Origin of the sequence: Cupriavidus phytohabitans (assembly GCF_000426345.1) — a bacterium.
Taxonomy (GTDB): Bacteria; Pseudomonadota; Gammaproteobacteria; order Burkholderiales; family Burkholderiaceae; genus Cupriavidus.
This window is the reverse complement of sequence record NZ_AUFE01000019.1, coordinates 12,743-35,450: the sequence shown is the minus strand read 5'-3', so window position 1 is coordinate 35,450 and position 22,708 is coordinate 12,743. Positions and strand designations below refer to the sequence as shown.

Here is a 22,708-nt window from a genome sequence, read left to right as displayed (position 1 = left end):
CGAGTTCAGGCCGCGCAGACCCGGTACACCGCCAGGCTGCCGCGCCAGTTGACGCCCCAGTTCACGGTAATGCCCTCGTGCATCACCACGCGGTCGATCACGCGCAAGCCGACCGTGGGCGCCAGTTCCTCGAAATCGCTGATGGTCAGCACGCGCACGTTGGGCGTGTTGTACCACTGGTAAGGCAGCGATTCCGACACCGGCATGCGCCCGCGGAACACCGACAGCCGGTGCGGCCAGTAGCCGAAGTTCGGGAACGACACAATGCACTCGCGCCCCACCCGCAGCGTGTCGCGCAGCACCTGCGCGGTGTTGTGGATGGTCTGCAGCGTCTGCGACAGGATCACCGTGTCGAAGCTCTTGTCCTCGAACAGCGCGAGCCCGCCCTCCAGGTCCTGCTGGATGACATGCACGCCCTTCTGCGCGCACGCCAGCACGCCTTCATCGCGGATCTCGATGCCGTAGGCCTGCACGTCGAGCTCGTCCTGCAGCACGCGCAGCAGGCTGCCGTCGCCGCAACCAAGGTCGAGCACGGTGGAGTTGGGTTCGATCCAGCGCGCAATCGCGCGAAAGTCGGGGCGCAGCGCCAGGATATTGGGATTGGCCAGGGCGTTCATGCGCCGATCTCCTCTGCGATGCGGTCGTAGTAGGCGCGCATCAGGTTGTGGTAGCGCGGGTCGTCGAGCAGGAAGGCATCGTGGCCGTGCGGCGCGTCGATCTCGGCGTATGAGACCGGGCGCTTGTTGTCCAGCAGCGCCTTGACCAGCTCGCGGCTGCGGCTGGGCGCGAAGCGCCAGTCGGTGCTGAAGCTCGCCACCAGGAAGCTCGCCTGCGTCTGCGCGATGGCGCGGGTCAGGTCCCCGCCGTAGGCCAGCGCCGGGTCGAAATAGTCCAGCGCGCGCGTGATCAGCAGGTAGGTGTTGGCGTCGAAGTACTCGGCGAACTTGTCGCCCTGGTAGCGCAGGTAGCTTTCCACCTGGAACTCGACGTCGAACGAGAAGCGGATATCGTCGGTCTTCAGCTCGCGGCCGAATTTCTCCGCCATGTCCTCGTCCGACAAGTAGGTGATATGGCCGATCATGCGCGCCACGCGCAGGCCGCGCTTGGGCTTGACGCCATGCGCATAGTAGTTGCCGCCGTGGAAGTCCGGATCGGACAGGATGGCGCTGCGCGCCACCTCGTTGAAGGCGATGTTCTGCGCCGACAGCTTGGGCGTCGATGCGACCACGATGCAGTGGCGCAGCCGGTCCGGGTACATCAGGCTCCAGGCCAGCGCCTGCATGCCGCCGAGGCTGCCGCCCATCACCGCGGCGAATTGCGTGATGCCGAACGCGTCGGCCACGCGCGCCTGCGCGTTGACCCAGTCCTCCACCGTCACCACCGGGAATGCCGCGCCATAAGGCTGGCCGGTCGCCGGGCTCACGCTCATTGGCCCGGTCGAGCCGAAACACGAGCCCAGGTTGTTCACGCCGATGACAAAGAAGCGGTTGGTATCGAGAGCCTTGCCGGGGCCGACCATGTTGTCCCACCAGCCCACGTCGCGCGGGTCGTCGGCATAGACACCGGCGACATGGTGCGAGGCATTGAGCGCGTGGCACACCAGCACCGCATTGGAACGCGCCGCGTTGAGCGTGCCGTAGGTCTCGACCATCAGGTCGTAGCCGGCGAGGGACGAGCCGTTGCGCAGCTTCAGCGGCTCGGCAAAATGCATGCGCTGCGGCGTGACCACGCCGACCGAATCGGGCGGCAAAGCGAGCGCTGTAGGCGAGTTAGGCGCGGCAGACGGCAGGGCGACATCAGTCATGGAATCCGGGCCCGCGGCGAACGGGCGTAAAAAAACCCGACCGGCATTTGCGTGGAAAAGCATCGCAGCCAAGTCGGGGATTCCGCGGGATTCCGCGTGCCGGCGCCAATCATTGTCGTGGTGACATGGGGCGCCGACCCAACCTCTTTAGCCGCATTTATAGTGGCAGCCCGGGCCGTGGTCCCTTGGCTGCCGCGCGCCCGCAAGCCAGTCATCAAATCGGCGCGACCGGGCAATTATAGAGCAATCGGCCCGGCGTGTCGGATTCAACCCAGCAGCACGCGCAAATGCGCCTCGGCATGGTCCGACGGCGACTTGCGGAAACCGCTCTTGGCATAGCGGTGCCACTGGCCCTGCACCGTCGCCATGATGAGCGCCGCACGCGCCGGGATATCGGCATCCGCCGGGAATTCAGCCTGCGTCACCGCCACCTTCAGGCACTGGCGCAGCGAAGCCTCGATGCGGTCCACCACCTGGTTGATGCGTTCCTGCAGCCGCTCGTGCTCGCCCACCAGTGCCTCGCCGGTCAGCACGCGCGTCATGCCAGGGTTCTTCTCGGCAAACGACAGCAGCATGCGCACGATCGCATGCGCCTGGCGCAGGCCGTGCTCTTCCTTGTCCGCGATCTGGTTGATCAGGCCGAACACGGTCTGCTCGATAAAGCCGATCAGGCCCTCGTACATCTGCGCCTTGCTGGCGAAGTGGCGGTACAGCGCCGCCTCGGACACGCTCAGGCGCGCGGCGAGCGCGGCCGTGGTGATCTTTTCCCCGCGCGGTTGCTCGAGCATGGTCGCCAGCGTCTGCAGGATCTGGATGCGGCGCTCGCCCGGGCGCGGGCGCTTGCGCGCCGGCGCGGCAGGCGCCGCGGTCGTGTCCGCGGGTGTGTCCGCGGGTGTGTCCGCGGGTGTGTCCGCGGGTGTGTCCATATCGTCGGCCCCGCCTGCAATGACTGCCTCCGGCTGGTCCCCGTTGCTTTGCGTCATGACCCGTTTCTCCGCATTCGTCGTTGGAGTTGATGCATCGATTGTACTTTTATGTCCACATAAGCCGGCCGGTTCGGCACGCGGGCCCGCACGAGCGGCACGTTGCCGGGCTGCGCCTGCGGTGCCTGCGGAGCCTGTGATTCCGCGGCCACCAGCGTGACCGAATGCTCCTGCGCGGCGTGGCCGGCGCGGCGGTCTTCTTCCGCCTCAAGCGTCGAGCGGACCGCCGCATCGCGCCGGCTGCCGTCGTCTTGCGCCGAAGCGGGCACGCCAGCCACATCATGCGGGCGCGACGGCGCCATGGTGCGCAGATAGCCGGTCACCCAGGCGGTGCGGATGCCGGTGCCGGCATAGCGCTTGAGGTGCGACACGGTATCTTCCACCAGCACCGCGCGATGCGGCGCCACACGTGCCTGCACCAGCAGCCGGCGCAGCATGCGGCGGTCCGGCTTGGGCCGCAGGTGGCCATGCACCCACATCTGCTCGATCGCCACCACGCGCTCGAAGCAGTGGCCGATGCCGGCGATTTCCAGCACCGCGCGCGCGTAGTCCTGCGGCGCGTTGGTGACCAGGAGCTTGCGCCCCGGCAGGCGCCGCAGGTGCGCCGCCAGCCCGCGCCGCACGCGCACCATCCCGGGCAGCGCCGGGAATTCATGCGCCGCGCGCAGGAAGTCGGCGGGATCGACGCCATGGTGCCGGATCATGCCGAGCAGCGTCGCGCCGTAGCGCTGCCAGTAGTCGACGCGCACGCGGCTGGCGGTGGCCTCGTCGCAATTGAGCACGCGCGCCACGTAGGCGGTCATCAGCCGGTTGATCGCCGGGAAGATCGCGTGCGAGGCGTCATGCAGAGTGTTGTCGAGGTCGAACAGCCAGACCGTGCGCCCCGAGTTGTCCCCGGCGGGACGGCGGCACAGGCGAGCGCGGACACGGCGCGGAGGAGGAAGACTGGAAGGCACGCCGGGCAGCTCGGAAGATGATGGGGGATGCCGGGGCGGCTGGTTCAAGCCTGCGCCGCCCCGGCGGCTCCGCTCAGTGCGAGCGGATCATGGTGCCGAACGCCTGCTCGGTCAGGATTTCCAGCAGCAGCGAATGCTCGATGCGGCCGTCGACGATGTGCACCGAATGGACGCCGCTCTTGGCCGCGTCCAGCGCCGACGAGATCTTCGGCAGCATGCCGCCGGAGATGGTGCCGTCGGCGAACAGCTCTTCGATCTCGCGCGCGGTCAGGTCGGTCAGCAGGTTGCCCTTCTTGTCCATCACGCCGGGGATGTTGGTCATCATCACCAGCTTCTCGGCCTTCAGGATCTCGGCCATCTTGCCGGCGACCACGTCGGCGTTGATGTTGTAGGCCTGGCCGTCGTCGGAGAAGCCGATCGGCGAGATCACCGGGATAAAGGCGTCGTCCTGCAGCGCCTTGACCACCGCCGGATTGATCGCCTCGATATCGCCCACGTAGCCGATATCGATGAAGGCGCCAGGGTTTTCGCGATCGGGCATCTGCAGGCGCTTGGCGCGGATCAGGCCGCCGTCCTTGCCGGTCAGGCCCACGGCCTGGCCGCCGTACTGGTTGATCAGCATCACGATGTCCTGCTGGACTTCGCCGCCCAGCACCCACTCGACCACTTCCATGGTCTCTTCGTCGGTGACGCGCATGCCTTGCACGAAGGTGCCGACCTTGCCGACCTTCTTCAGCGCTTCATCGATCTGCGGGCCGCCGCCGTGCACCACCACCGGGTTCATGCCGACCAGCTTCAGCAGGATCACGTCACGCGCGAAGCCATGCTTGAGCTTCTCTTCGGTCATGGCATTGCCGCCGTACTTGACCACGATGGTCTTGCCGTGGAACTTGCGGATATACGGCAGCGCCTCGGCGAGGATCTCGGCTTTCAGTGCGGGAGCGATGGCGGCCACCGCAGTCGCGGCAGGCCCGGGGTTGTCGGCGTTCATGGGGGACATCCGTGAGATTCAACAGGTATGATGGCTAACAGCCGCGTAGCCGGGGGCAAAGGCAACATTGCGCAACAGGGATCGCCCGAAAGTGCGCCATCCGGCTATGGCAGGCGCCGATTTTACAAGAAACCGCGCAGGGCGCGAGTTCCGCGGCCCGGGCAGGTCCGGCCATCCGCCGGCAAGCGCCGCACGGGGCACCACGGCGGCCCACCGGCGTCCCGTCCGCGCAACAGCTCGGGCAGGTCTTTGCCGTTTGTCCTGTCTCCGCCGTACCAGTTCCCGCCGTACCAGTTCCCGCCGCACCATGACCGATCCCGCCACCGTCCTGACCGGCCGGCTTCGCCCCGTCGAGCATTGCAGCCAATGCGGCGCCAGCTTCGTCTGCGGCTACGTCGCAGGGCTGCGCGAGTGCTGGTGCGCCAGCCAGCCGCTGCTGCCGGCACGGCGCATCGTGCCCGGCCAGCACTGCCTCTGTCCCGACTGCCTGGCGGCGCGCCAGCGCGACAATCAGGCGCCGGAGCCCGCCGAGGGCTGAATCGCCGGCACAGCGCCGGACGACGCGCCGGCGCTGCCCCACTGCATCACCAGCATCCCCGCCACGATCAGCGCGGCGCCCCCCAGCCGCGCCGGCGTCATGGTCCGCACCGCAAACCCGGCCAGGCCGAACTGGTCGACCGCCAGCGCGGCCAGCACCTGCCCCGCCACGACCGCGGCGATAAAGCCGGCCGCGCCCAGCTTCGGCGCCATCACCAGGGCTGCCGAAATATAGAACACGCCCAGCACCCCGCCGATCCAGGTCCACGCCGGCGCGCGCGCCAGCACCGACGCGGCGGGCATCGGGACGCGCAGCAGCCACAGCAGTGGCAGCAACGCCGCCAGGCTGACCAGCAGCGACACCAGCGTCGCCGCCAGCGGATGTCCCAGCGTACGCCCCAGCGTGGCGTTGGCACCCGCCTGGAACGGGATCACGGCACCTGCCAGCACGGCCGTCGCGAGGGGCAACAGCAAGGAAATCGGGAAGGAATTCGGCAATTGGATGCCTGACATGTCACGCTCCGTAGGGCAAACTGCGATGCCTGACAGTTTGAAATATCGCAAAGCGAATTCCCAATTCTGCTTTCATACGTTTAATATTCGCCGAATGAATAGCCTACGCGGAATCGACCTTAACCTGCTGGTGGTGCTTGAAGCACTGCTTGCCGAGCGCCACATTTCACGCGCCGCGCTGCGCCTGCACCTTAGCCAGCCGGCGGTCAGCCATGCGCTGGGGCGGCTGCGGCAGCTGCTCGACGATCCCATCCTGGTGCGCGGCAAGGGCGGGCTGGTGCTGAGCGCTCGCGCCCATGAACTGTCCGGCCCGCTGGCCGAAGCGCTGTCGCAGGTGCGCATCCTGCTGGGCCCGAGCGGCTTCCAGCCCGCCACGGCACGACGGACCTTCCGCCTCGCAATGTCCGACTACGGTGCGCTGGTAGTGCTGCCGCGGCTGCTGCGCGCCCTGCGCAAGGCCGCGCCCAATATTGACCTGGTGGTGTCGCAGGCGAGCCGCGAAGGCATGACCGCGCAGGTGGCCGATGGCGAGATCGACATGGCGCTGGGCGTGTTCAGCTACCAGCCCGAAGGCGTGCAGTCGGCCGAGTTGTTCCGGGAAAGCTATGCCTGCGCGGTGGATGCGGCCACGGTGCGGGACACGGGCCGGCTCGACCAGGTGGCCTACCTGGCACGTTCGCATGTGCTGGTGGCCACGCACAGCGAACGCATGGACGCGATCGATGCCGCGGTCGCCAGGCTCGGCGGGCGCCGCAAGATTGCCTGCGTGGTGCCGCACTGGAGCGTGGCGCCGGCGCTGATCGCCGGGACCAACCTGGTGCTGACCACGGCACGGCGCAGCCTGTCGGCGCTGGAGGAAGACCCGCGCTACGCCATCTTCGATCCGCCGTTCGCGCTGGAAGACTTCACCTTCAGCATGATCTGGCATGAGCGCACCGAGGCCGATCCGGCCCACGCCTGGCTGCGCGAGCGCGTGCTGGCGGCGGCGGCCAGTCAGGAATCCGAGGAGCCGATCAGCTTGCGCGGCTGACGCCGCCGCGAGGGCTTGGCGCCACCTGGCACCGGCGGTTGCGGCCTGGCGTCGCGGCGCCGCGCCGGCGGTGCGGGCGGTGCGGGCGGTGCAGTCGATGTGACGCCGCGGAAGACCAGTTTCTGGCGCGTGCCGTGCTGCTTGTTGGCCATGATGGCTGTCGGCCAGGAAGCTACGCCTGGCAACCTCTTCTGATCAGTGGTTGTGCGCGCCGTGGCCGGCATGGCTGCCGCCCGGCACCATGTCGCGCACTTCGGCGTTGACCTTCTGTTCGCTCACCTTGCCGCCCTGCTCGATCTTCAGCGTGATAGGCACGGTATCGCCCTTCTTGAGCTGGCTCTTCAGGCCCATCAGCATCACGTGGTAGCCGCCCGGCTTCAGTTCGACGTTCTGCATCTTGGGCAGGTCCAGCGACTTGACCTGCCGCATGCGCATCACGTTGTTCTCCATCTTCATCTCGTGGATCTCCGCGTCGCCCACCGGGGACGAAACGCCCACCAGCTTCGCGTTCTCGTGCGCATGCAGCACCATGAACGCGCCCGAAGCGGCCTGGGTCGGCACCGTGCCGCGCACCCAGGCGTTGCTGACGTCGACCTGGGCCAGCGCGGCCCCCGACGCCAGCGCCGTTGCGAGTGCGGCAATCGATGCGGCCAGCGTGGCCGCGCGGAATTTGGCTTGCATCTTTGTGTCTCTCCTGAAAGCAGACATTAGAACATGGCGCCGCGCACGGCGTGCAGGCCTGCCAGGGCATGCGCACGCCGGCCAAAGCCGGCTAGTCTGGCAGCTGCGGGACTGCGCCGCCAATGCGGCAAGGTGTCGCACGCGCCGGCACCTTCCGGCCGCATTGATACACTCGCGCCATGACCACCGCCACCGCCGTGTCCCGCTTGCCTGACCTGCCCTTCCTGTCGCCCCTGCCGGCCGCCAGTTCGCCGCGCCATGGCCAGGTGACGCTGCGCCGCCTGTTCTGGCTGCGCTGGGCGCTGCTGTCGGGGCAGGCGCTGACGTTGCTGGCATGCGACCCGATCGCCGGCATCCGCCTGCCGTATGGGCCGCTGATGGTGGTGCTCGGACTGCAGGCCCTGTTCAATCTGATTACCGCCCTGCGCCTGCGCCAGCACGCGCGGCGCAACAGCGCGCCCGGCGAAGCCGAACTGATGGGCCAGCTGCTGGTGGACCTGACCGCGCTGTCGGCGATCCTGTTCTACACCGGCGGCGCGACCAACCCCTTCGTGTCGTTCTACCTGCCCGGGCTGGCGATCGCCGCGGCCATCCTGCCGTGGCGGCAGGTGATCGCGCTGGCGGTGTATGCGCTCGCCTGCTACACGGTGCTGCTGTTCGACTACGTGCCGCTCGACCTGCACAACCCGGACAACGCGGTGAACTACCACCTGGCGGGCATGTGGCTGAACTTTGTCGTCAGCGCGGTGATGATCGCGATGTTCGTCGCGCGCCTGTCGGGCGTGCTGCGCCAGCGCGAGGCACAGCTGAACCTGGCGCGCGAGCAGCTGCTGCGCGAGGCGCGCGTGGAAGACCTCAACGGCCAGGCCGCCGCGGTGGCGCATGAGATCGGCACGCCGCTGGCGACGCTGGCGGTGATCGCCGGCGAGCTCCGAGCCGACGCATCCGACGCGGCCCTTGGCACCACGCCGATCCGCAGCTACCTGCCCGACCTGCAGACCGTCGAGCAGCAGCTGGCGCTGTGCCGCACCACGCTGGCGCGGCTGCGCGAGGACTCAGCCACGCTGGCGCCGCAGCGCCTGGACGCCTGGCTGCCGGCCTTTGCCGAGCGCTGGCAGCTGCGCCATCCCAACGCGAGCCTGCAGGCAAGCGCCACGCCGGGCGCCGGCGCGCAGCCGGTTGAGACCGCGCGCGTCGGCCAGATCCTGACCATCCTGCTCGACAACGCCGCGCGCGCGCAGCAGAACGCCGGCCGCTCCAGCCGGCCGCTGCAGCTGGAAATCGCCATGGAGCCGGGTCACGTGGCGCCTTGGCTGTGGTTCCGCGTCGCCGACCGTGGCGACGGCATTCCCGAGGCACTGCGCGGCCAGCTCGGCGAAATGCCCGTGGCCAGCCAGCATGGCGGCCAGGGCATCGGCCTGTACCTGGCGCAGAGTGGCGCGCGCCAGATGGGCGGCGAACTGGCCTGGCGCAACCGGTCGGGCGGCGGCACCGTGGCCGAGCTGCGGCTGCCCGCGCTGTCAACCCTGTCGGCGCCGCCTGCGCGCAGCGCATCCTGAACCCACGCGCCACTCCTGACCATGACCGACACCTTCCAACCGGTTCCCGAAGCCACCGCGCCGGCGGGCACGCCGTTCCTCGTCATCGACGACGACGAAGTCTTTGCCGGCACGCTGGCGCGCGCGCTCATGCGCCGCGGCTACGCCGTGCAAGTGGCCCATGATGGCCGCACCGCGCTCGCGCTGGCGGGCCGCACCGACTTTGCCTACGTCACGCTCGACCTGCACCTGGAGCCGCCACCCGAAGCCGGCAGCACCGCGCCGGCCGAGTCGGGCCTGCAGCTGGTCGCGCCGCTGCGCCAGGCGCTGCCGGACGCGCGCATCCTGATCCTGACCGGCTATGCCAGCATCGCCACCGCGGTGGCGGCGGTCAAGCAGGGCGCGGACGAGTACCTGGCCAAGCCGGCCAATGTCGATTCAATCTTGACGGCGCTGATGGCCGGCGTGTCGGAAGACGCGGCGCAGGCCGCGCTGGAAGAGCCGGTGCCGCTGTCGGTGGCGCGGCTCGAGTGGGAACATATCCAGCGCGTGCTGGCCGAGCATGGCGGCAACATCTCCGCCACGGCGCGGGCGCTGAACATGCACCGGCGTACCTTGCAGCGCAAGCTGGGGAAGCGGCCGGTGTCGCGGTAGAGGTAAAGCGGACGTTGATTGCGGCTGCCGCGTGATTACAGGCGCAGCTGCACGTGTTCCCAGTCCAGCCCTTCGCTGGCCTCGGCCGTGGCGCCCTGCGCGACGATGCGCATGGCATCGCCCGCATGCCGGTCCGACAGCGAGAACAGTGCGCCGGCATCGAGCGCCAGCGTCGCGGCGGCGGCCCTGGCGGCGCCGCGCGCGCTGGCCTGCGTGGCTTCGGCTGCCTGCACGGAAGGCACCGCGGGACGGATGCAAAGGAATGCCGTGGCCGCGGCCAGTGCGGCCAGCAGGCCTCCGGTGGCGAGCACCACGCGGGGGGTCTTGTAGTTGGCCATTGATTTCTCCTGCCAGTGGGTTGAGTAAGATGCGGTGGCTCCCGCACCGGTCAATCGACCGTCAAGGTGCGCAAGGGTCTCATTGCCGGACACGAGCGGCCAGCATGCTTACCAATCCTTACGATGCTTACCGCCATGTGGCAGGCCGATACGTACTGACAACAGAATCCGCTCGTGACAGGAACAGCAGAGGACAAAAAAAATGGGCGCACCGTAGTGCGCCCATTTTTCTTCCTGCCTGCCGAGCTTACAGCACGTAGCGCGACAAGTCTTCGTTGCCGGCCAGGTCGCCAAGGCGCTGGTCAACATAGGCCGCGTCGATCGTCACGGTCTCGCCCGACGATTTGGTGGCGTGGAAGGACAGGTCCTCCAGCAGCCTCTCCATCACCGTGTACAGGCGGCGCGCACCGATGTTCTCGACCTTCTCGTTGACCGAGAACGCGATCTCGGCAAGACGGCGGATGCCATCCGGCGCGAACACCAGGCTGACCTCTTCGGTGTTCAGCAGCGCCTGGTACTGTTTGGTCAGGCTGGCATCGGTCTGCGTCAGGATGGCCTCGAAGTCCTGCACCGACAGCGACTCCAGTTCCACGCGGATCGGGAAGCGGCCCTGCAGCTCGGGAATCAGGTCGCTCGGCTTGGACAGGTGGAACGCGCCCGAGGCAATGAACAGGATATGGTCGGTCTTGATCATGCCGTACTTGGTGTTCACCGTGGTGCCTTCCACCAGCGGCAGCAGGTCGCGCTGCACGCCCTGGCGCGACACCTCCCCACCGCCGATATCGCTGCGGCTGGCGATCTTGTCGATCTCGTCCAGGAACACGATGCCGTTCTGCTCCACATTGGCGATCGCCTTGTGCTTGAGCTCCTCGTCATTGACCAGCTTGGCGGCCTCTTCGTCGATCAGCAGCTTGAAGGCTTCCTTCACCTTCATCTTGCGGCGCGCCTTCTTGCCCTGGCCCAGGCCCGCGAACATCGAACGGATCTGCTCGGTCATGTCTTCCATGCCCGGCGGCCCCATGATGTCCATGCTCGGCACGCCGGCGGCGAGTTCCAGCTCGATTTCCTTGTCGTCGAGCTGGCCTTCGCGCAGCTTCTTGCGGAACACCTGGCGCGTGTTGGAATCCTTCTCTTCCGGCTGCGAGAAGCCGATGTCGCGCGGCGGCGGCAGCAGCACGTCGAGCAGGCGGTCCTCGGCCGCGTCCTCGGCCTTGGTGCGCACCTTCTTCATCTCGGATTCGCGCGTCTGCTTGATCGCCATTTCGGCGAGGTCGCGCACGATGGTGTCGACGTCGCGGCCGACATAGCCCACCTCGGTGAACTTGGTGGCTTCGATCTTGATGAACGGCGCGTCGGCCAGCTTGGCCAGGCGGCGCGCGATCTCGGTCTTGCCGACACCGGTCGGGCCGATCATCAGGATGTTCTTGGGCGTGATTTCCTGGCGCAGCGGCTCGGCCACCTGCTGGCGGCGCCAGCGGTTGCGCAGCGCCACCGCCACGGCCTTCTTGGCCTTGTCCTGGCCGATGATGTGCTTGTCGAGTTCGGAAACGATTTCCGACGGGGTCATGGTGTGCGACATGGTATCCGTTCAGTAGGGTGCGCGTTGCCGCCTTCGCTTATTCCAGCGTCTCGATGACGAAGTTGGTATTGGTGTAGATGCAGAGCTCGCCGGCGATGGTCAGCGCTTTCTCGACCACGTCCTTCGGCGGCAGCTCGGTGTTGTCCATCAGCGCCTTCGCGGCCGACTGCGCATAGGCGCCGCCCGAGCCGATCGCGGCAATGCCCCCCTCGGGGTCGAGCACGTCGCCGTTGCCGGTGATGACCAGCGTGGTATCGCGGTCGGCGGTGATCAGCATGGCTTCCAGCCGGCGCAGCGCGCGGTCCGAACGCCAGTCCTTGGCCAGGTCCACCGCGGCGCGGGTCAGGTTGCCCTGGTACTTCTCCAGCTTGGCCTCGAAGCGGTCCAGCAGCGAGAATGCGTCGGCCGTGCTGCCGGCAAACCCGACCAGCACCTTGCCGTTGTAGATGCGGCGCACCTTGCGCGCGGTGCCCTTCATCACGATATTGCCGAGAGTGACCTGACCATCACCGCCAAGTGCGACCTGGTTGCCGCGGCGAACGCTGACGATGGTAGTGCCGTGATACTGTTCCATGGTGGCTTCCGTGAATATGTCACGACCGTAGTTGGCGACGCCCCCGGCCGGTTTCAAGCCCTTTCGTGCGCCGGGCCACACAGGCGGCGCGCACAGGCGGCGCGCCGCGCGGGCGTCTGACCAATATAGGACGCCGGGCGCGGCCCTGCCGGGGTGCCCAGTGCGCCCGTGTGTACCCCTCTGCCAAGAACAAAAAGGGCCATGCGTTGCCGCATGGCCCTTCTGTGGCGCCCGACGCATCACTTCAGGCGATGCGCCCCGGCAGTCCGGTCAGTCCGCGTAGACGCCAGCCTTCTTGATCACCGGGGTCCACTTGTTGATCTCGGCGGTCAGCAAGGTGCGCAGCGAATCCGGCGTGGCGCGCTGGGCCGGTACGGCCTCGGCACCCAGTTCCGCCATCTTGGCGCGGAAGGCCGGGTCGGCCACGGCCTTCTGCAGCGCAGCAGACAGCTTGTCGATCACCGGCTTGGGCGTGCCCTTGGGGGCGTACATGGCGTGCCAGATCTTGACTTCCACGCCCGGCATGCCCTGCTCGCCCGCGGTCGGGATGTCCTTGAACGCTTCCACGCGGCGCGCCTGCATGGCCGCGTACGGCTTGAGCGCGCCCGCCTTGAGCTGGCCGGCGATATTGGTAGTCTGGTCGCAGATCAGGTTGACCTGGCCGCCCAGGATGTCAGTCAGCGCCGGCGCCGTGCCCTTGTACGGCACGGTGGTCAGCTCGGTCTGGATCGCGCTCTGGAACAGCAGGCCGCACAGGTGCGACGCCGAGCCGAGTCCGGCATTCGCCATCGACAGCTTGCTGGCGTTGGCCTTGATGTACGGCACCAGGTCCTTGAAGCTGTTCGGCGGCAGTTGCTTGTTGCCGACCAGGATCATCGGCACGTCGGCGATTTCACCGACCATCTCGAAGTCCTTCAGCGGATCGAAGCCCAGGTTGCGGTACAGCGCCGGGGCCGTGGCCATGCCGATATGGTGGATCAGCACGGTGTGGCCGTCGTTCTTGGCCTGGAGCACTTTCTTGGCACCGATGGTGCCGCCGGCGCCGCCGAGGTTCTCGATGACGATGGTCGCGCCCAGGTGCTTGGACATGATCCTGGTCAGCTCGCGCGCGAGCTTGTCGGTCGGGCCGCCCGCGGCGAACGGCACCACCGCCGACACCGGCTTGCTGCCCGGGAACTCCTGGGCGTATACGCCCGACGCCACACCCATCGCGCTGACTGCCAGCGCGGCCGCGATCGTCTTTGCCACTCGTTTCATGCTCTCTTCTCCTGGTTCCTTCAATACCCGTCATGCAATGCATTGCCGCCGGCTTGGCCCCTGCTCGTGCGGGGGCGCTCTGGCGCGGTCTCACTGGCCGCGCTTGGACCATGACCGGCTGGCGCCGCTGTCCCCTGCCGTAAACCGCAAGGGCGGGGGATGATGTTAGCAACTCCAGACAAAGCGCAGGTATAGGGGCTAACCCGCCTGCAATCTGCGGCATATGGCGGGAAATCGGGAAAACAGGCAGGGATCCGCCATGAAGGCACGCCTTTGCGACATGCGGCGCTACTCAACGGAAAAAACCGAGCATTTCCTCAAGTAGCGGTTCGGGGGCTTCTTCCGGGAGATAGTGCCCGCACGGCAGGGCCTTGCCGCTGACGTCGGCGGCCACCTCCTGCCACAGCCCGAGCGGCTCGAAGCAGCGCGCCACCACGCCGTGGTCGCCCCACAGCACGCGCAGCGGCAGCGCCAGCCGGCGTCCGGCCTCGCGGTCGGCGCGGTCGTGCTCCAGGTCGATGGTGGCGGCGGCGCGGTAGTCCTCGCACATGGCGTGCACCCGCGCCGGGTCGCGCATGGCCGCCACGTAGGCGGCCATCGCGTCCGGGGCGAACGGGCTCGGGCCGGCCTGGCGCAGGCCGACCAGCTTCTGCAGATAGAACTCGGGCTCGGCGTTGATCAGCGTCTCGGGGAACGGCGCGGGCTGGATCAGGAAGAACCAGTGCCAGTAGGCCGCGGCGAAGGCCATGCTGGTGCGCTCGTACATGGCCAGCGTGGGCGCGATGTCGAGCAGCATGGCGCGGCTCACGGTTTCGGGGTGGTCGGCGCAGAGCCTGTGCGCCACGCGCGCGCCGCGGTCGTGGCCGCACAGCGCAAAGCGCGTGAAGCCTAACTTCGCCATCAGCTCGGCCTGGTCCTGCGCCATGGTGCGCTTGCTGTAGCGCTCATGCCCGGCGTTGCCCGGCGGCGCCGAGCTGCTGCCGTAGCCGCGCAGGTCGGTGGCGATCACGGTGAAATGGTCTGCCAGCGCCGGCGCCACCCGGTGCCAGATCAGGTGGCTCTGCGGATGGCCGTGCAGCAGCAGCAGCGGCGGGCCGGAGCCGCCCTGCACGCCGGCGATCTCGACCTCGCCGATGCGGTGCCGGAAGGGTTCGAAATTGGGGAACAGCAGCGCGCTGGCGTCGTTCAGCATGGCTTGTCTCGCTTCTGGGTCGCTTGTCGATCATAGGCGCAAACCCCGCCCTCGGCGCCGCCCATACCCCCCGGCGCCTCCATGGACCGTTGCAACTGAATTGCATCAACCGTGGGCCTATGGTTAAATCGGCCCATGACCCGCATTACCCCGGACGGGCCGGCCGCCGCACCGGCGCCCGCCATCCTCGAAGCCGCCCACGAGCGCCTGCGCCAGCTGGGCGCGCGCGTGACGCAGCCACGGCTGTGCATCCTGGCCTGCCTGATCGGCAGTGACGAAGCGCTGACCCACCAGGCCGTGATCGACCGCCTGCCCGAGCAGGGCGAGACCATCGACCGCGTCACCGTGTACCGCGTGCTGGACTGGCTGGTGGAGCAAGGCGTGGCGCAGAAGCGGGCCGGCAACGACCGCGTGTTCCGCTTCAGCCTGGTCGAGCACGAGGCCGCGCGCGCGCAGGAACACCGCCAGCACAGCCATTTCCACTGCACCCGCTGCGACCGCACTTTCTGCCTGGACGACGCCAGCGCCCCGGCCCAGCCAGCCGCGCCGCGCGTACCCAGCGGCTTTGCCATCGAACATGTCGAACTGACCGTGAACGGCGTCTGCGCCGAGTGCGGCAAGCGTACACCCGCCGCCCACTGACCGGCACTCTCATATCCCGGAGAACAACAAATGTCCAAACTGACCCCGGTCACGATCCTGACCGGCTTCCTCGGCAGCGGCAAGACCACCCTGCTCAAGCGCATCCTGAACGAGCGGCACGGCATGAAGATCGCCGTGATCGAGAATGAGTTCGGCGAGGAAAACATCGACAACGAGATCCTGGTGCAGGACGGCCGCGAGCAGATCGTGCAAATGAGCAACGGCTGCATCTGCTGCACCATCCGCGGCGACCTGGTGCAGGCGCTGTCCGGTCTGCTGACGCGCCGCGACGCCGGCGAAATCGACTTCGACCGCGTGGTGATCGAGACCACCGGCGTGGCCAACCCGGGCCCGGTGGCGCAGACCTTCTTCATGGACGAGGAAATCGCGTCGCGCTACCTGCTCGACGCGGTGATCACGCTGGTCGACGCCAAGCACGCGCACATGCAGCTGGACAAGCAGGAAGAGGCGCAGCGCCAGGTGGGCTTTGCCGACGCCATCTTCATCACCAAGTCCGACCTGGTGAGCGGGGACGACGTGGCCGAGCTGCGCCACCGCCTGCTGCACATGAACCCGCGCGCGCCGATCCGCACCGCCAATTTCGGCGAGACGCCGATCGACACCATCTTCGACCTGCGCGGCTTCAACCTCAACGAGAAGCTGGAGCTCGACCCCGAATTCCTGCGCGCCGACGAGCATGATCACGACCACGATCATGACCACGAACACGGCGAGCAGTGCGGTGCCGACTGCGGCCACGATCACGACCACGGCCACCACCATGGCCACGGGCACCACCACCATCACCACCACCATACCGACCGCATCGCGTCGTTCGTCTTCCGCAGCGGCAAGCCCTTCCACTACGGCAAGCTGGAGGAATTCCTGTCGGGGATCCTGGCGGTGTACGGGGAAAAACTGCTGCGCTACAAGGGCGTACTATATATGGAGGGCGTGGACCGGAAAGTGGTGTTCCAGGGCGTCCACCAGCTGATGGGCAGCGATATCGGCGCCAAGTGGGGAGACGAGACGCCAGGCACCAAGATGGTGTTTATCGGCGTGGACCTGCCCCGGGATGCCATCCTCAAGGGCCTGGAGAACTGCCTGGCCTGAGTGCACGGGCCGCCGCACGGGCGCCCCTATCTCCGGACACCGCCGCGCGGCCACCCCCGTTCGGGGTACCGGGGAAATACCGAAGTGCAGGCTGGCTTTCCCCCGTATCTCGGAAAAATTTGTTCAAGTACAATAGGCCGGATTTGATACCGGTGGCGCACCTTTTTCCCGCCGCCGGTATGGCCCGCCGACAGGCGGGCCGCAGGGCGGCGGTCGTCGTCATCACGAGGCAGGCCGCCGGGCAGGTGCGGTCGCAGTGCTTCGTGCGGAGACCGCCTTTCCGCTTGGGGTGCCTCGGCACGCGCCGTCACTGACTGACGCGAGAGAGAGGTGTCCCATGACAGCCGCAACGAAGACGAAAGAAAGCCGCAGCAAGACAGGTAGTGCAGCGGCAGAGACGCTCAAGGCGCAGCCTGTGAAGGCCGCGCCCGCTCCCCGCGGCAGTACGGCGAACGCCGAAGCGGGCGCAACGAAGGGAGGCCCGCGAAGCAGCAAGACTGCAGCCAGCCAGAGTGAAACGACCGTGGCGCGCAAGCGCACGGACAGCGAATCCGAGCGGATCCAGACACCGCCGGCCGCCTCAACAAGAGAATCAGCAGCAACCATGAGCAGCAACAAACTTCTGACTGAAGCTGAAATCCTGAAGATGAGCGACAAGGATTACATGAACGAAGCGCAGCTCGCCTTCTTCAAGAATCGCCTTGAGCAGCTGCGTGACGAAATCCTGAAGAACGCTGACCAGACCACGGAACACCTGCGCGAAACGGTCATCGTGCCGGATCCGGCCGACCGCGCCACCATCGAGGAAGAGCATGCGCTGGAACTGCGCACGCGCGACCGCGAGCGCAAGCTGCTGAAGAAGGTCGAGCAGTCGCTGCAGCGCATCGAGTCCGGCGACTACGGCTGGTGCGAGGAAACCGGCGAGCCGATCGGCGTGCCGCGCCTGCTGGCCCGGCCCACCGCGACGCTGTCGCTGGAAGCGCAGCAACGCCGCGAACTGCGCCAGAAGCTGTTCGGGGACTGATCCCCGGGCGCGCCGGCCTGGCCGGCGCTGCCGCGACACGACGGCCCGGTCTGACCGGGCCGTTTGCATTGGCGCGCGCCCGTCGGGCGCTGCCGCACTTGTCGTGGCGCGGCCACGGCCTACCATGGTGAGAATCGTCCCGCTGTCGCCGGGCGGGGCTTTCTGGTAAATTCGCAACTTTGTTGCAACAACCGGATGCGTGCCTGTCTGCGGCCCGTGCTTGGGCCGCCGGTTCGCCACCTTTCCACTCTCCTGCCATGGCTGATCGCCTGCCCGTCACCGTGCTGTCCGGCTTTACCGGCGCCGGCAAGACCACGCTGCTGAACCACCTGCTCGCGCAAGGCGCCGGCGGGCGCGTGGCCGTGCTGGTCTGCGGCGCGCAGGACGGCCAGACGGTGGCGCCGCTGCCGCCCGGCTGCGAGGTCACCGTGCTGCCGGAGGCTGACACACTGATGGCGGAAGCTGCGAAGCTGGCCGCGCAAGGCCGCTTCGATGCGCTGCTGGTCGAGGCCGACGGCCGGGATGACCCGCTCGCCATCGCCGAGGGCTTCCTGTTCGAGACCGAGCACGGCGGCGGCCCCGATGCCGCGCTGCAGCCCGACACGCTGGTGACGGTGATCGATGCGGCCACCTTCCTCGCCGACCTCAACGACGCCGATTTCCTGGCCGACCGCGGCCTGGCGCAGGGGCCGGAAGACGACCGCACCGTCGCGGAAGTGCTGGCCGCACAGGTCGAGTTCTGCGACGTCATCGTGCTGAACAAGGCCGATCTCGCCAGTGCCGATGAACTGGCGCGGCTGCGCGCGGTGCTGCATGCGCTGAACCCGCGCGCCGGGATCGTCGAGGCCAGCTTCGGCAACGTGCCGCCGCAGCGCATGTCCGGCACCGGCCGCTTCGACTTCGCCGCCACCGCCGATGGTCCCGGCTGGCTGGCTGCTCTGCAGGGTATGGCGCCGGAGCCGGACAGCGGCGTGTCGACGCTGGTGTACCGGCGGCGCCGCCCGTTCCATCCGCAGCGCTTTGCCGACCTGATCCATACCGAATGGCTGCGCGAACACGGCAGCGTGCTGCGCTCCAGGGGCCTGTTCTGGCTGGCCAGCCGCATGGACACCGCCGGCGACTGGAACCAGGCCGGCGGCGTGTGCCGCCACGGCGGCGCCGGCGCCTGGTGGTCTGCGCTGGACCCGGCCGAATGGCCAACCGATGACGCGGACCGCGCCGGGATCGAGGCCGACATGCAGGTCGACGGCGCTCCGGCACCGTTTGGCGACCGCCGCCAGGAACTGGTGCTGATTGGCGGGGACCTGGACACTGCCGCGCTGGCGGCGCGGCTCGATGCCTGCCTGCTGGACGATGCCGAGATGGCGGCAGGCACGCAGGCGTGGGCGGACTACGCGGATCCGTTCCCGGCGTGGATCGACGAACTGGACAAGGACCATGAGCACGACCATGGTCACCATCACGAGCATGGCGACAGCTGCGGATGCGGCGACACCGCCCACGATCATGGCAACCACCGCGGCGGCCATGCGCACTGACTGGCTCGAGCGCCTGCGCACGCACGGCCCGGGCTTGTGGCTCGCGCTGTGGCTGTCGCTTTGCCTGCTGCTGGCACAGCATGCCGGGCTGAGCCACCGCATCGTGCACGGCGGATTGCCTGCGACTAGCGCAGCCAGTCTGGCTGCGGCCGACGGCAGCACCGACGCCGATACCGACTCCCACCCACTGGCGCAGAAACTCAGCGGCCACTCCTGCGTGCTGTTCGACGGCGCCACGGTGGCCGACACGCTATGCGCCAAGCTGCCGCTGCCGCGGCTCGCCTTCGGCAAGCCGGTCAAGCCGGCCAACCTCGCCTGGCGCTGGCCCGACCTGCCCGCCGCCCACCCCTTCCATTCGCGCGCGCCACCGGCACCGGCCATCGCCCTCGCTTGATCCGGGATGCGGCCATCGCCGCGTGCCCGGCTTTCGAATTTTCCTGAGCTGAACGCCTGCCGCCCGACTGGTGCGGCCGTCCCATATGGGATGGCACGCGCCCTGCCGCGCCCTGCAGCCGTGCCCAGCCCGGGGCTGATTGCCACTGCTTCGTTACGCGCGCCATGTCCAAACAGAACTGCCCGAAAAACAGCGCCCCCCGCCTGACCCCGCTTGCGGCCATTGCCGCCTCCCTGACTGCTTCCCTCGCCGCGCTGGCGGCGCCCGCGCACGCGCAGACCGCCACGCCTGCGGCCACTGCCGAGAGCGCCCCTGCCACCGCCACCGCCACCGCCACCGCCACCGCCACCGCCACCGCCACCGCCACCGGCACGCTGCGCGAAGTGGTCGTCACCGCCAACCCGCTCGGCAGCGAACTGAACGACATGGTCGCGCCGGTTTCGACGCTCGGCGGCGACGCACTGGCCGTGCGCCAGGCCAGCACGCTGGGCGAGACACTCGACAAGCTGCCCGGCGTGTCGTCGACGTATTTCGGCCCCAACGCCAGCCGCCCGGTGATCCGCGGCCTGGATGGCGACCGCATCAAGGTGCTGCAGAATGGCGGCAGCACCATTGACGCCTCGACCCTCTCCTATGACCATGCGGTGGCGCTGGATCCGCTGGTGGCCGAGCGCATCGAGGTGGTGCGCGGCCCGGCGGCGCTGATGTACGGCGGCAATGCCATCGGCGGCGTGGTCAACGTGATCGACAACCGTATCCCCAAGGAGCCGATCGAAGGCGTCGGCGGCGCCGTGGACGCCAGCGGCACCATCGGCGGCGACCAGGCCCGCAATGCCAGCGCGCTGATCGAGGCCGGCAACGGCCAGTTCGCGGTCCATGCCGATGCCTTCGCGCGCAAGACCAGCGACCTGCGCATTCCCGGCTACGCCCGCAGCGACCGCCTGCGCGCCGCCGAGCCGCTGCCCGAGGGCGAAAGCGAGGCCTACGGCCGCCTGCCCAACACCAGCGCCGACCAGCAGGGCGGCTCGCTGGGCGGCTCCTACACCTGGGCCGACGGCTTCATCGGCGCCAACTACAGCGCCTACCGCAATGACTACGGCACGCCCGCCGAGGAGGACGTGCGGCTGAAGATGAAGCAGGACCGCTTCGCGCTGGAAGGCGAGGCGCGCAACCTGGCCGGCAGCACCGGCGGCTGGTTCGAATCGGTCAAGGGCAAGTTCGGCTACACCGACTACGAGCACAAGGAAATCGAGGACGGCGAGACCGGCACGATCTTCAAGAACCGCGGCTGGGACGCGCGCTTCGAGGCCAGGCACGCCAGGATCGGCAACATGACGGGGGTGATCGGCACGCAGTTCGGCCATACCGACTTCTCCGCGCTGGGCGAGGAAGCGTTCGTGCCGAGCACCAATACCGACAACGCCGCGCTGTTCCTGTTCGAAGAGCTGCCGCTGACCGCGTCGGGCGACCTCAAGCTGAACTTCGGCGGCCGGCTCGACCACAGCAGCATCAAGGCCAGCGCCAACGGCAACGACCGCTTTGCCGACGCCAACCGCAGCTTCAACGCGACCAGCGCTTCGGCCGGCCTGCTGTACAAGGTCAACCCGGCGTGGTCGCTGACCAGCAACCTCTCCTACACCGAGCGCGCGCCGACCTTCTACGAGCTGTACGCCAACGGCCCGCACGTGGCCACCGGCTCGTGGGAGGTGGGCGACCCCAACGCCAACAAGGAACGCGCCACCTCGATCGACCTGGGCGTGCGCTTCAAGTCGGGGGCGCACAGCGCGAGCGTGTCGGGCTACTACAGCCGCTTTGCCAACTACCTGGCGCTGTCGGCCACGGGCCGCGCGCGCGATGAGGCCGGCGACGTCGTCGCCGCCGGCAGCCCGGATTCGCTGCCGGAATTCCAGTACCTGGGCGTGCCGGCCACGCTGTATGGTTTCGAGGCCGAAGGCAAGACGCGGCTGCTGCAGAAGATGCTGACCAGCAGCGACACACTCGATTTCGAGGCGCGCGCCGACTACGTGCGTGGCGAGAACCGCGACACCGGCGAGCCGCTGCCGCGGCTGGCACCGCTGCGGCTGGGCGGCGCGCTGGTGTATGGCGCGGGGCCGTGGGGCGCGCGCGTGGATGTCACGTATGCGGCCAAGCAGACGCGCGTGCCGGCCAACGACACCCCGACCGATGCCTATACGCTGCTGAGCCTGGCGCTGACCTACAAGTTCAAGGTGGCCGGGACGCAGACGCTGGTGTATTTGCGCGGGGATAACCTGACCAACCAGGATGCGCGCAATGCGACGTCGCTCCTGCGGGATATCGCGCCGCTGGCGGGCAGGAGTGTGAAGGTGGGGTTCAGGACGTCGTTCTGAGGCTGGCCTGCGAGCGCCAATTGTGTGCTCCCTCTCCCGCAAGCGGGAGAGGGGAGCAAACCAGCAGGGTGGTGACTACCTCAATCCTTGTTCACCACCCACTCCCCCTCCACCGCCAGCGCCCCGGCGCCCGCCAGCGCCCGCACCGTCTGCGCGGAAATCTGCGCCATCTCCTGCCCCGGCATGAACCGGTCGCGTATCCGCACCATCAACGGCGCCTCCGCCATCCACTGCGCCAGTTCCCCCTGCGTCATCCGCTGCTGCTCCAGCAGCTTGAACTTCACCAGCACCTTGACCGCATGGCTGGCATTGCGCGCGGGATCGGCGCTCAGGTGACGCAGCCGCGCGGTCGCGCGCTCGACGGCGGCATCGACGTCGGTAAACATACGGCCGTGGCCGGGAATCACCAGCCGCGCATCGAGTTCCGCGATGCGCGCCAGCACCGCCGCCTGCTCGGTGAAGCCGCTTTCACCTTCCAATTCGGGAAAGATCACGCCGAAGCCGTTTTCCCACAACGCATCGCCGGAAATCAGGATGCGCGGCCCCGGTGCGAACAACATCACCGCATGCGGGTCATGGCCCGGCGCGGCCACGACCTGCCAGTCGATGCCGCCCAGCCTCACCGCGTCGCCATCGTGCAGCACGCTGTCGAAGCCGAAGCGGTCGCACTGCTGCCCGGTGGCACGATAGGTTAGCGCCTCGGTGTCCCACGCTGCCACGGCCGCGGCTTCGGCGGCCGGAATCGCGGTGCGTGGCTGCCAGCGCGCCTGCAGCGCGGCATTGCCACCACAGTGATCGGAATGCAGGTGGGTGTTGATGATGCGCGCCAGCGGCCTCCCCTGCAGCGCAGACGCGACCAGCGCCACGGTCTGGGGCGCATGCGTGACGTAGCCGGTGTCGACCAGCGCGGTATCGTCGCCATCGACGAACAGGATGTTGTTGGCCGACAGCCAGCCGCGCTCGAACACCTGCATGGTCTCGGGCAACCTAGGCATCGATGC

The 22,708-nt window shown here is 68.2% G+C and carries 23 protein-coding genes; 10 read left to right on the top strand and 13 right to left on the bottom strand.

All coding sequences use genetic code 11. From position 1 onward, the window contains the following. Positions 1 to 5: 5 nt before the first annotated feature. From metW to argB, 5 genes are all read right to left on the bottom strand, one after another. The gene (metW, locus tag K309_RS0115795; protein ID WP_029047335.1) at positions 6 to 617 is read right to left on the bottom strand and encodes a methionine biosynthesis protein MetW; all 612 of its coding nucleotides are present in this window, start codon (positions 615 to 617) and stop codon (positions 6 to 8) included. Next, complete coding sequence (metX, locus tag K309_RS0115790) at positions 614 to 1,804, bottom strand: homoserine O-succinyltransferase MetX (protein ID WP_029047334.1); 1,191 nt, start codon at positions 1,802 to 1,804, stop codon at positions 614 to 616. The genes metW and metX overlap by 4 nt, the downstream gene beginning before the upstream one ends. A 266-nt stretch (positions 1,805 to 2,070) precedes the next feature. Then, complete coding sequence (gene slmA, locus K309_RS0115785; RefSeq protein WP_029047333.1) at positions 2,071 to 2,787, bottom strand: nucleoid occlusion factor SlmA; 717 nt, start codon at positions 2,785 to 2,787, stop codon at positions 2,071 to 2,073. Continuing rightward, the gene (locus K309_RS0115780) at positions 2,784 to 3,743 is read right to left on the bottom strand and encodes a pyrimidine 5'-nucleotidase (protein WP_029047332.1); all 960 of its coding nucleotides are present in this window, start codon (positions 3,741 to 3,743) and stop codon (positions 2,784 to 2,786) included. Before K309_RS0115780 ends, slmA begins: the two co-directional genes overlap by 4 nt. A gap of 73 nt (positions 3,744 to 3,816) precedes the next feature. Next, entirely contained in the window at positions 3,817 to 4,734 is a 918-nt protein-coding gene (gene argB / locus K309_RS0115775) for an acetylglutamate kinase (protein ID WP_084254770.1), read from the bottom strand. 307 nt (positions 4,735 to 5,041) lie between these two features. Between argB and K309_RS0115770 the strand changes: the two genes are divergently transcribed. Continuing rightward, positions 5,042 to 5,272 carry a cysteine-rich CWC family protein gene (locus K309_RS0115770; protein ID WP_029047330.1) on the top strand — a complete coding sequence of 77 codons (231 nt, stop codon included), beginning with the start codon at positions 5,042 to 5,044 and terminating at the stop codon, positions 5,270 to 5,272. Here the strand turns inward: K309_RS0115770 and K309_RS0115765 are convergent. Further along, positions 5,245 to 5,784, bottom strand: coding sequence for a DMT family transporter (locus tag K309_RS0115765; protein ID WP_029047329.1), 540 nt, complete (start codon positions 5,782 to 5,784; stop codon positions 5,245 to 5,247). The genes K309_RS0115770 and K309_RS0115765 overlap by 28 nt on opposite strands. A gap of 94 nt (positions 5,785 to 5,878) precedes the next feature. Here K309_RS0115765 and K309_RS0115760 point away from each other — a divergent pair, with 94 nt between their 5' ends. Next, positions 5,879 to 6,814, top strand: coding sequence for a LysR family transcriptional regulator (locus K309_RS0115760; protein WP_029047328.1), 936 nt, complete (start codon positions 5,879 to 5,881; stop codon positions 6,812 to 6,814). Between the two features lie 195 nt (positions 6,815 to 7,009). Here the strand turns inward: K309_RS0115760 and K309_RS0115750 are convergent, their stop codons facing one another. Next, complete coding sequence (locus K309_RS0115750) at positions 7,010 to 7,495, bottom strand: copper chaperone PCu(A)C (protein ID WP_029047326.1); 486 nt, start codon at positions 7,493 to 7,495, stop codon at positions 7,010 to 7,012. A 179-nt stretch (positions 7,496 to 7,674) separates the two neighbouring features. Between K309_RS0115750 and K309_RS0115745 the strand changes: the two genes are divergently transcribed. After that, positions 7,675 to 9,054 (top strand): ATP-binding protein, encoded by a 1,380-nt coding sequence (locus tag K309_RS0115745; RefSeq protein WP_029047325.1) that lies wholly within the window; start codon positions 7,675 to 7,677, stop codon positions 9,052 to 9,054. Positions 9,055 to 9,075: 21 nt separating this feature from the next. Continuing rightward, entirely contained in the window at positions 9,076 to 9,687 is a 612-nt protein-coding gene (locus tag K309_RS0115740; RefSeq protein ID WP_029047324.1) for a response regulator transcription factor, read from the top strand. Positions 9,688 to 9,722: 35 nt separating this feature from the next. On the opposite strand, the gene K309_RS0115735 is transcribed toward K309_RS0115740, so the two are convergent. The 5 genes from K309_RS0115735 to K309_RS0115715 all read right to left on the bottom strand — a co-directional run bounded on the left by K309_RS0115735 (position 9,723) and on the right by K309_RS0115715 (position 14,627). Continuing rightward, positions 9,723 to 10,025, bottom strand: a complete 303-nt coding sequence (locus K309_RS0115735; RefSeq protein WP_029047323.1) for a hypothetical protein — start codon at positions 10,023 to 10,025, stop codon at positions 9,723 to 9,725. 247 nt (positions 10,026 to 10,272) lie between these two features. Continuing rightward, complete coding sequence (gene hslU, locus K309_RS0115730; protein ID WP_029047322.1) at positions 10,273 to 11,604, bottom strand: ATP-dependent protease ATPase subunit HslU; 1,332 nt, start codon at positions 11,602 to 11,604, stop codon at positions 10,273 to 10,275. A gap of 37 nt (positions 11,605 to 11,641) precedes the next feature. Then, a complete protein-coding gene (hslV, locus tag K309_RS0115725; RefSeq protein ID WP_018313707.1) occupies positions 11,642 to 12,178 on the bottom strand; it encodes an ATP-dependent protease subunit HslV in 537 nt (178 codons plus the stop codon). 270 nt (positions 12,179 to 12,448) lie between these two features. Further along, positions 12,449 to 13,435, bottom strand: coding sequence for a tripartite tricarboxylate transporter substrate-binding protein (locus K309_RS0115720; protein WP_029047321.1), 987 nt, complete (start codon positions 13,433 to 13,435; stop codon positions 12,449 to 12,451). Between the two features lie 292 nt (positions 13,436 to 13,727). Next, on the bottom strand, positions 13,728 to 14,627 hold the full coding sequence (locus tag K309_RS0115715; protein ID WP_029047320.1) for an alpha/beta fold hydrolase: 900 nt from the start codon (positions 14,625 to 14,627) through the stop codon (positions 13,728 to 13,730). 135 nt (positions 14,628 to 14,762) lie between these two features. On the opposite strand from K309_RS0115715, the gene K309_RS0115710 reads away from it, so the two are divergent. The 6 genes from K309_RS0115710 (at position 14,763) to K309_RS0115680 (ending at position 21,707) form a co-directional block, all read left to right on the top strand. Then, complete coding sequence (locus tag K309_RS0115710; RefSeq protein WP_029047319.1) at positions 14,763 to 15,269, top strand: Fur family transcriptional regulator; 507 nt, start codon at positions 14,763 to 14,765, stop codon at positions 15,267 to 15,269. Positions 15,270 to 15,299: 30 nt separating this feature from the next. Next, complete coding sequence (locus tag K309_RS0115705) at positions 15,300 to 16,382, top strand: CobW family GTP-binding protein (protein ID WP_029047318.1); 1,083 nt, start codon at positions 15,300 to 15,302, stop codon at positions 16,380 to 16,382. A 337-nt stretch (positions 16,383 to 16,719) separates the two neighbouring features. Continuing rightward, a complete protein-coding gene (dksA, locus tag K309_RS43965; RefSeq protein ID WP_369796434.1) occupies positions 16,720 to 17,406 on the top strand; it encodes an RNA polymerase-binding protein DksA in 687 nt (228 codons plus the stop codon). 257 nt (positions 17,407 to 17,663) lie between these two features. Next, positions 17,664 to 18,944, top strand: coding sequence for a CobW family GTP-binding protein (locus K309_RS0115690; RefSeq protein ID WP_029047316.1), 1,281 nt, complete (start codon positions 17,664 to 17,666; stop codon positions 18,942 to 18,944). Further along, positions 18,913 to 19,338 (top strand): hypothetical protein, encoded by a 426-nt coding sequence (locus tag K309_RS0115685; RefSeq protein ID WP_232232400.1) that lies wholly within the window; start codon positions 18,913 to 18,915, stop codon positions 19,336 to 19,338. The genes K309_RS0115690 and K309_RS0115685 overlap by 32 nt, the downstream gene beginning before the upstream one ends. 164 nt (positions 19,339 to 19,502) lie before the next feature. Beyond that, positions 19,503 to 21,707 (top strand): TonB-dependent receptor, encoded by a 2,205-nt coding sequence (locus K309_RS0115680; RefSeq protein ID WP_029047314.1) that lies wholly within the window; start codon positions 19,503 to 19,505, stop codon positions 21,705 to 21,707. Between the two features lie 80 nt (positions 21,708 to 21,787). Here K309_RS0115680 and K309_RS0115675 read toward each other — a convergent pair whose 3' ends face one another. Then, positions 21,788 to 22,702, bottom strand: a complete 915-nt coding sequence (locus tag K309_RS0115675) for an MBL fold metallo-hydrolase (protein WP_035877644.1) — start codon at positions 22,700 to 22,702, stop codon at positions 21,788 to 21,790. Positions 22,703 to 22,708 lie beyond the last annotated feature (6 nt).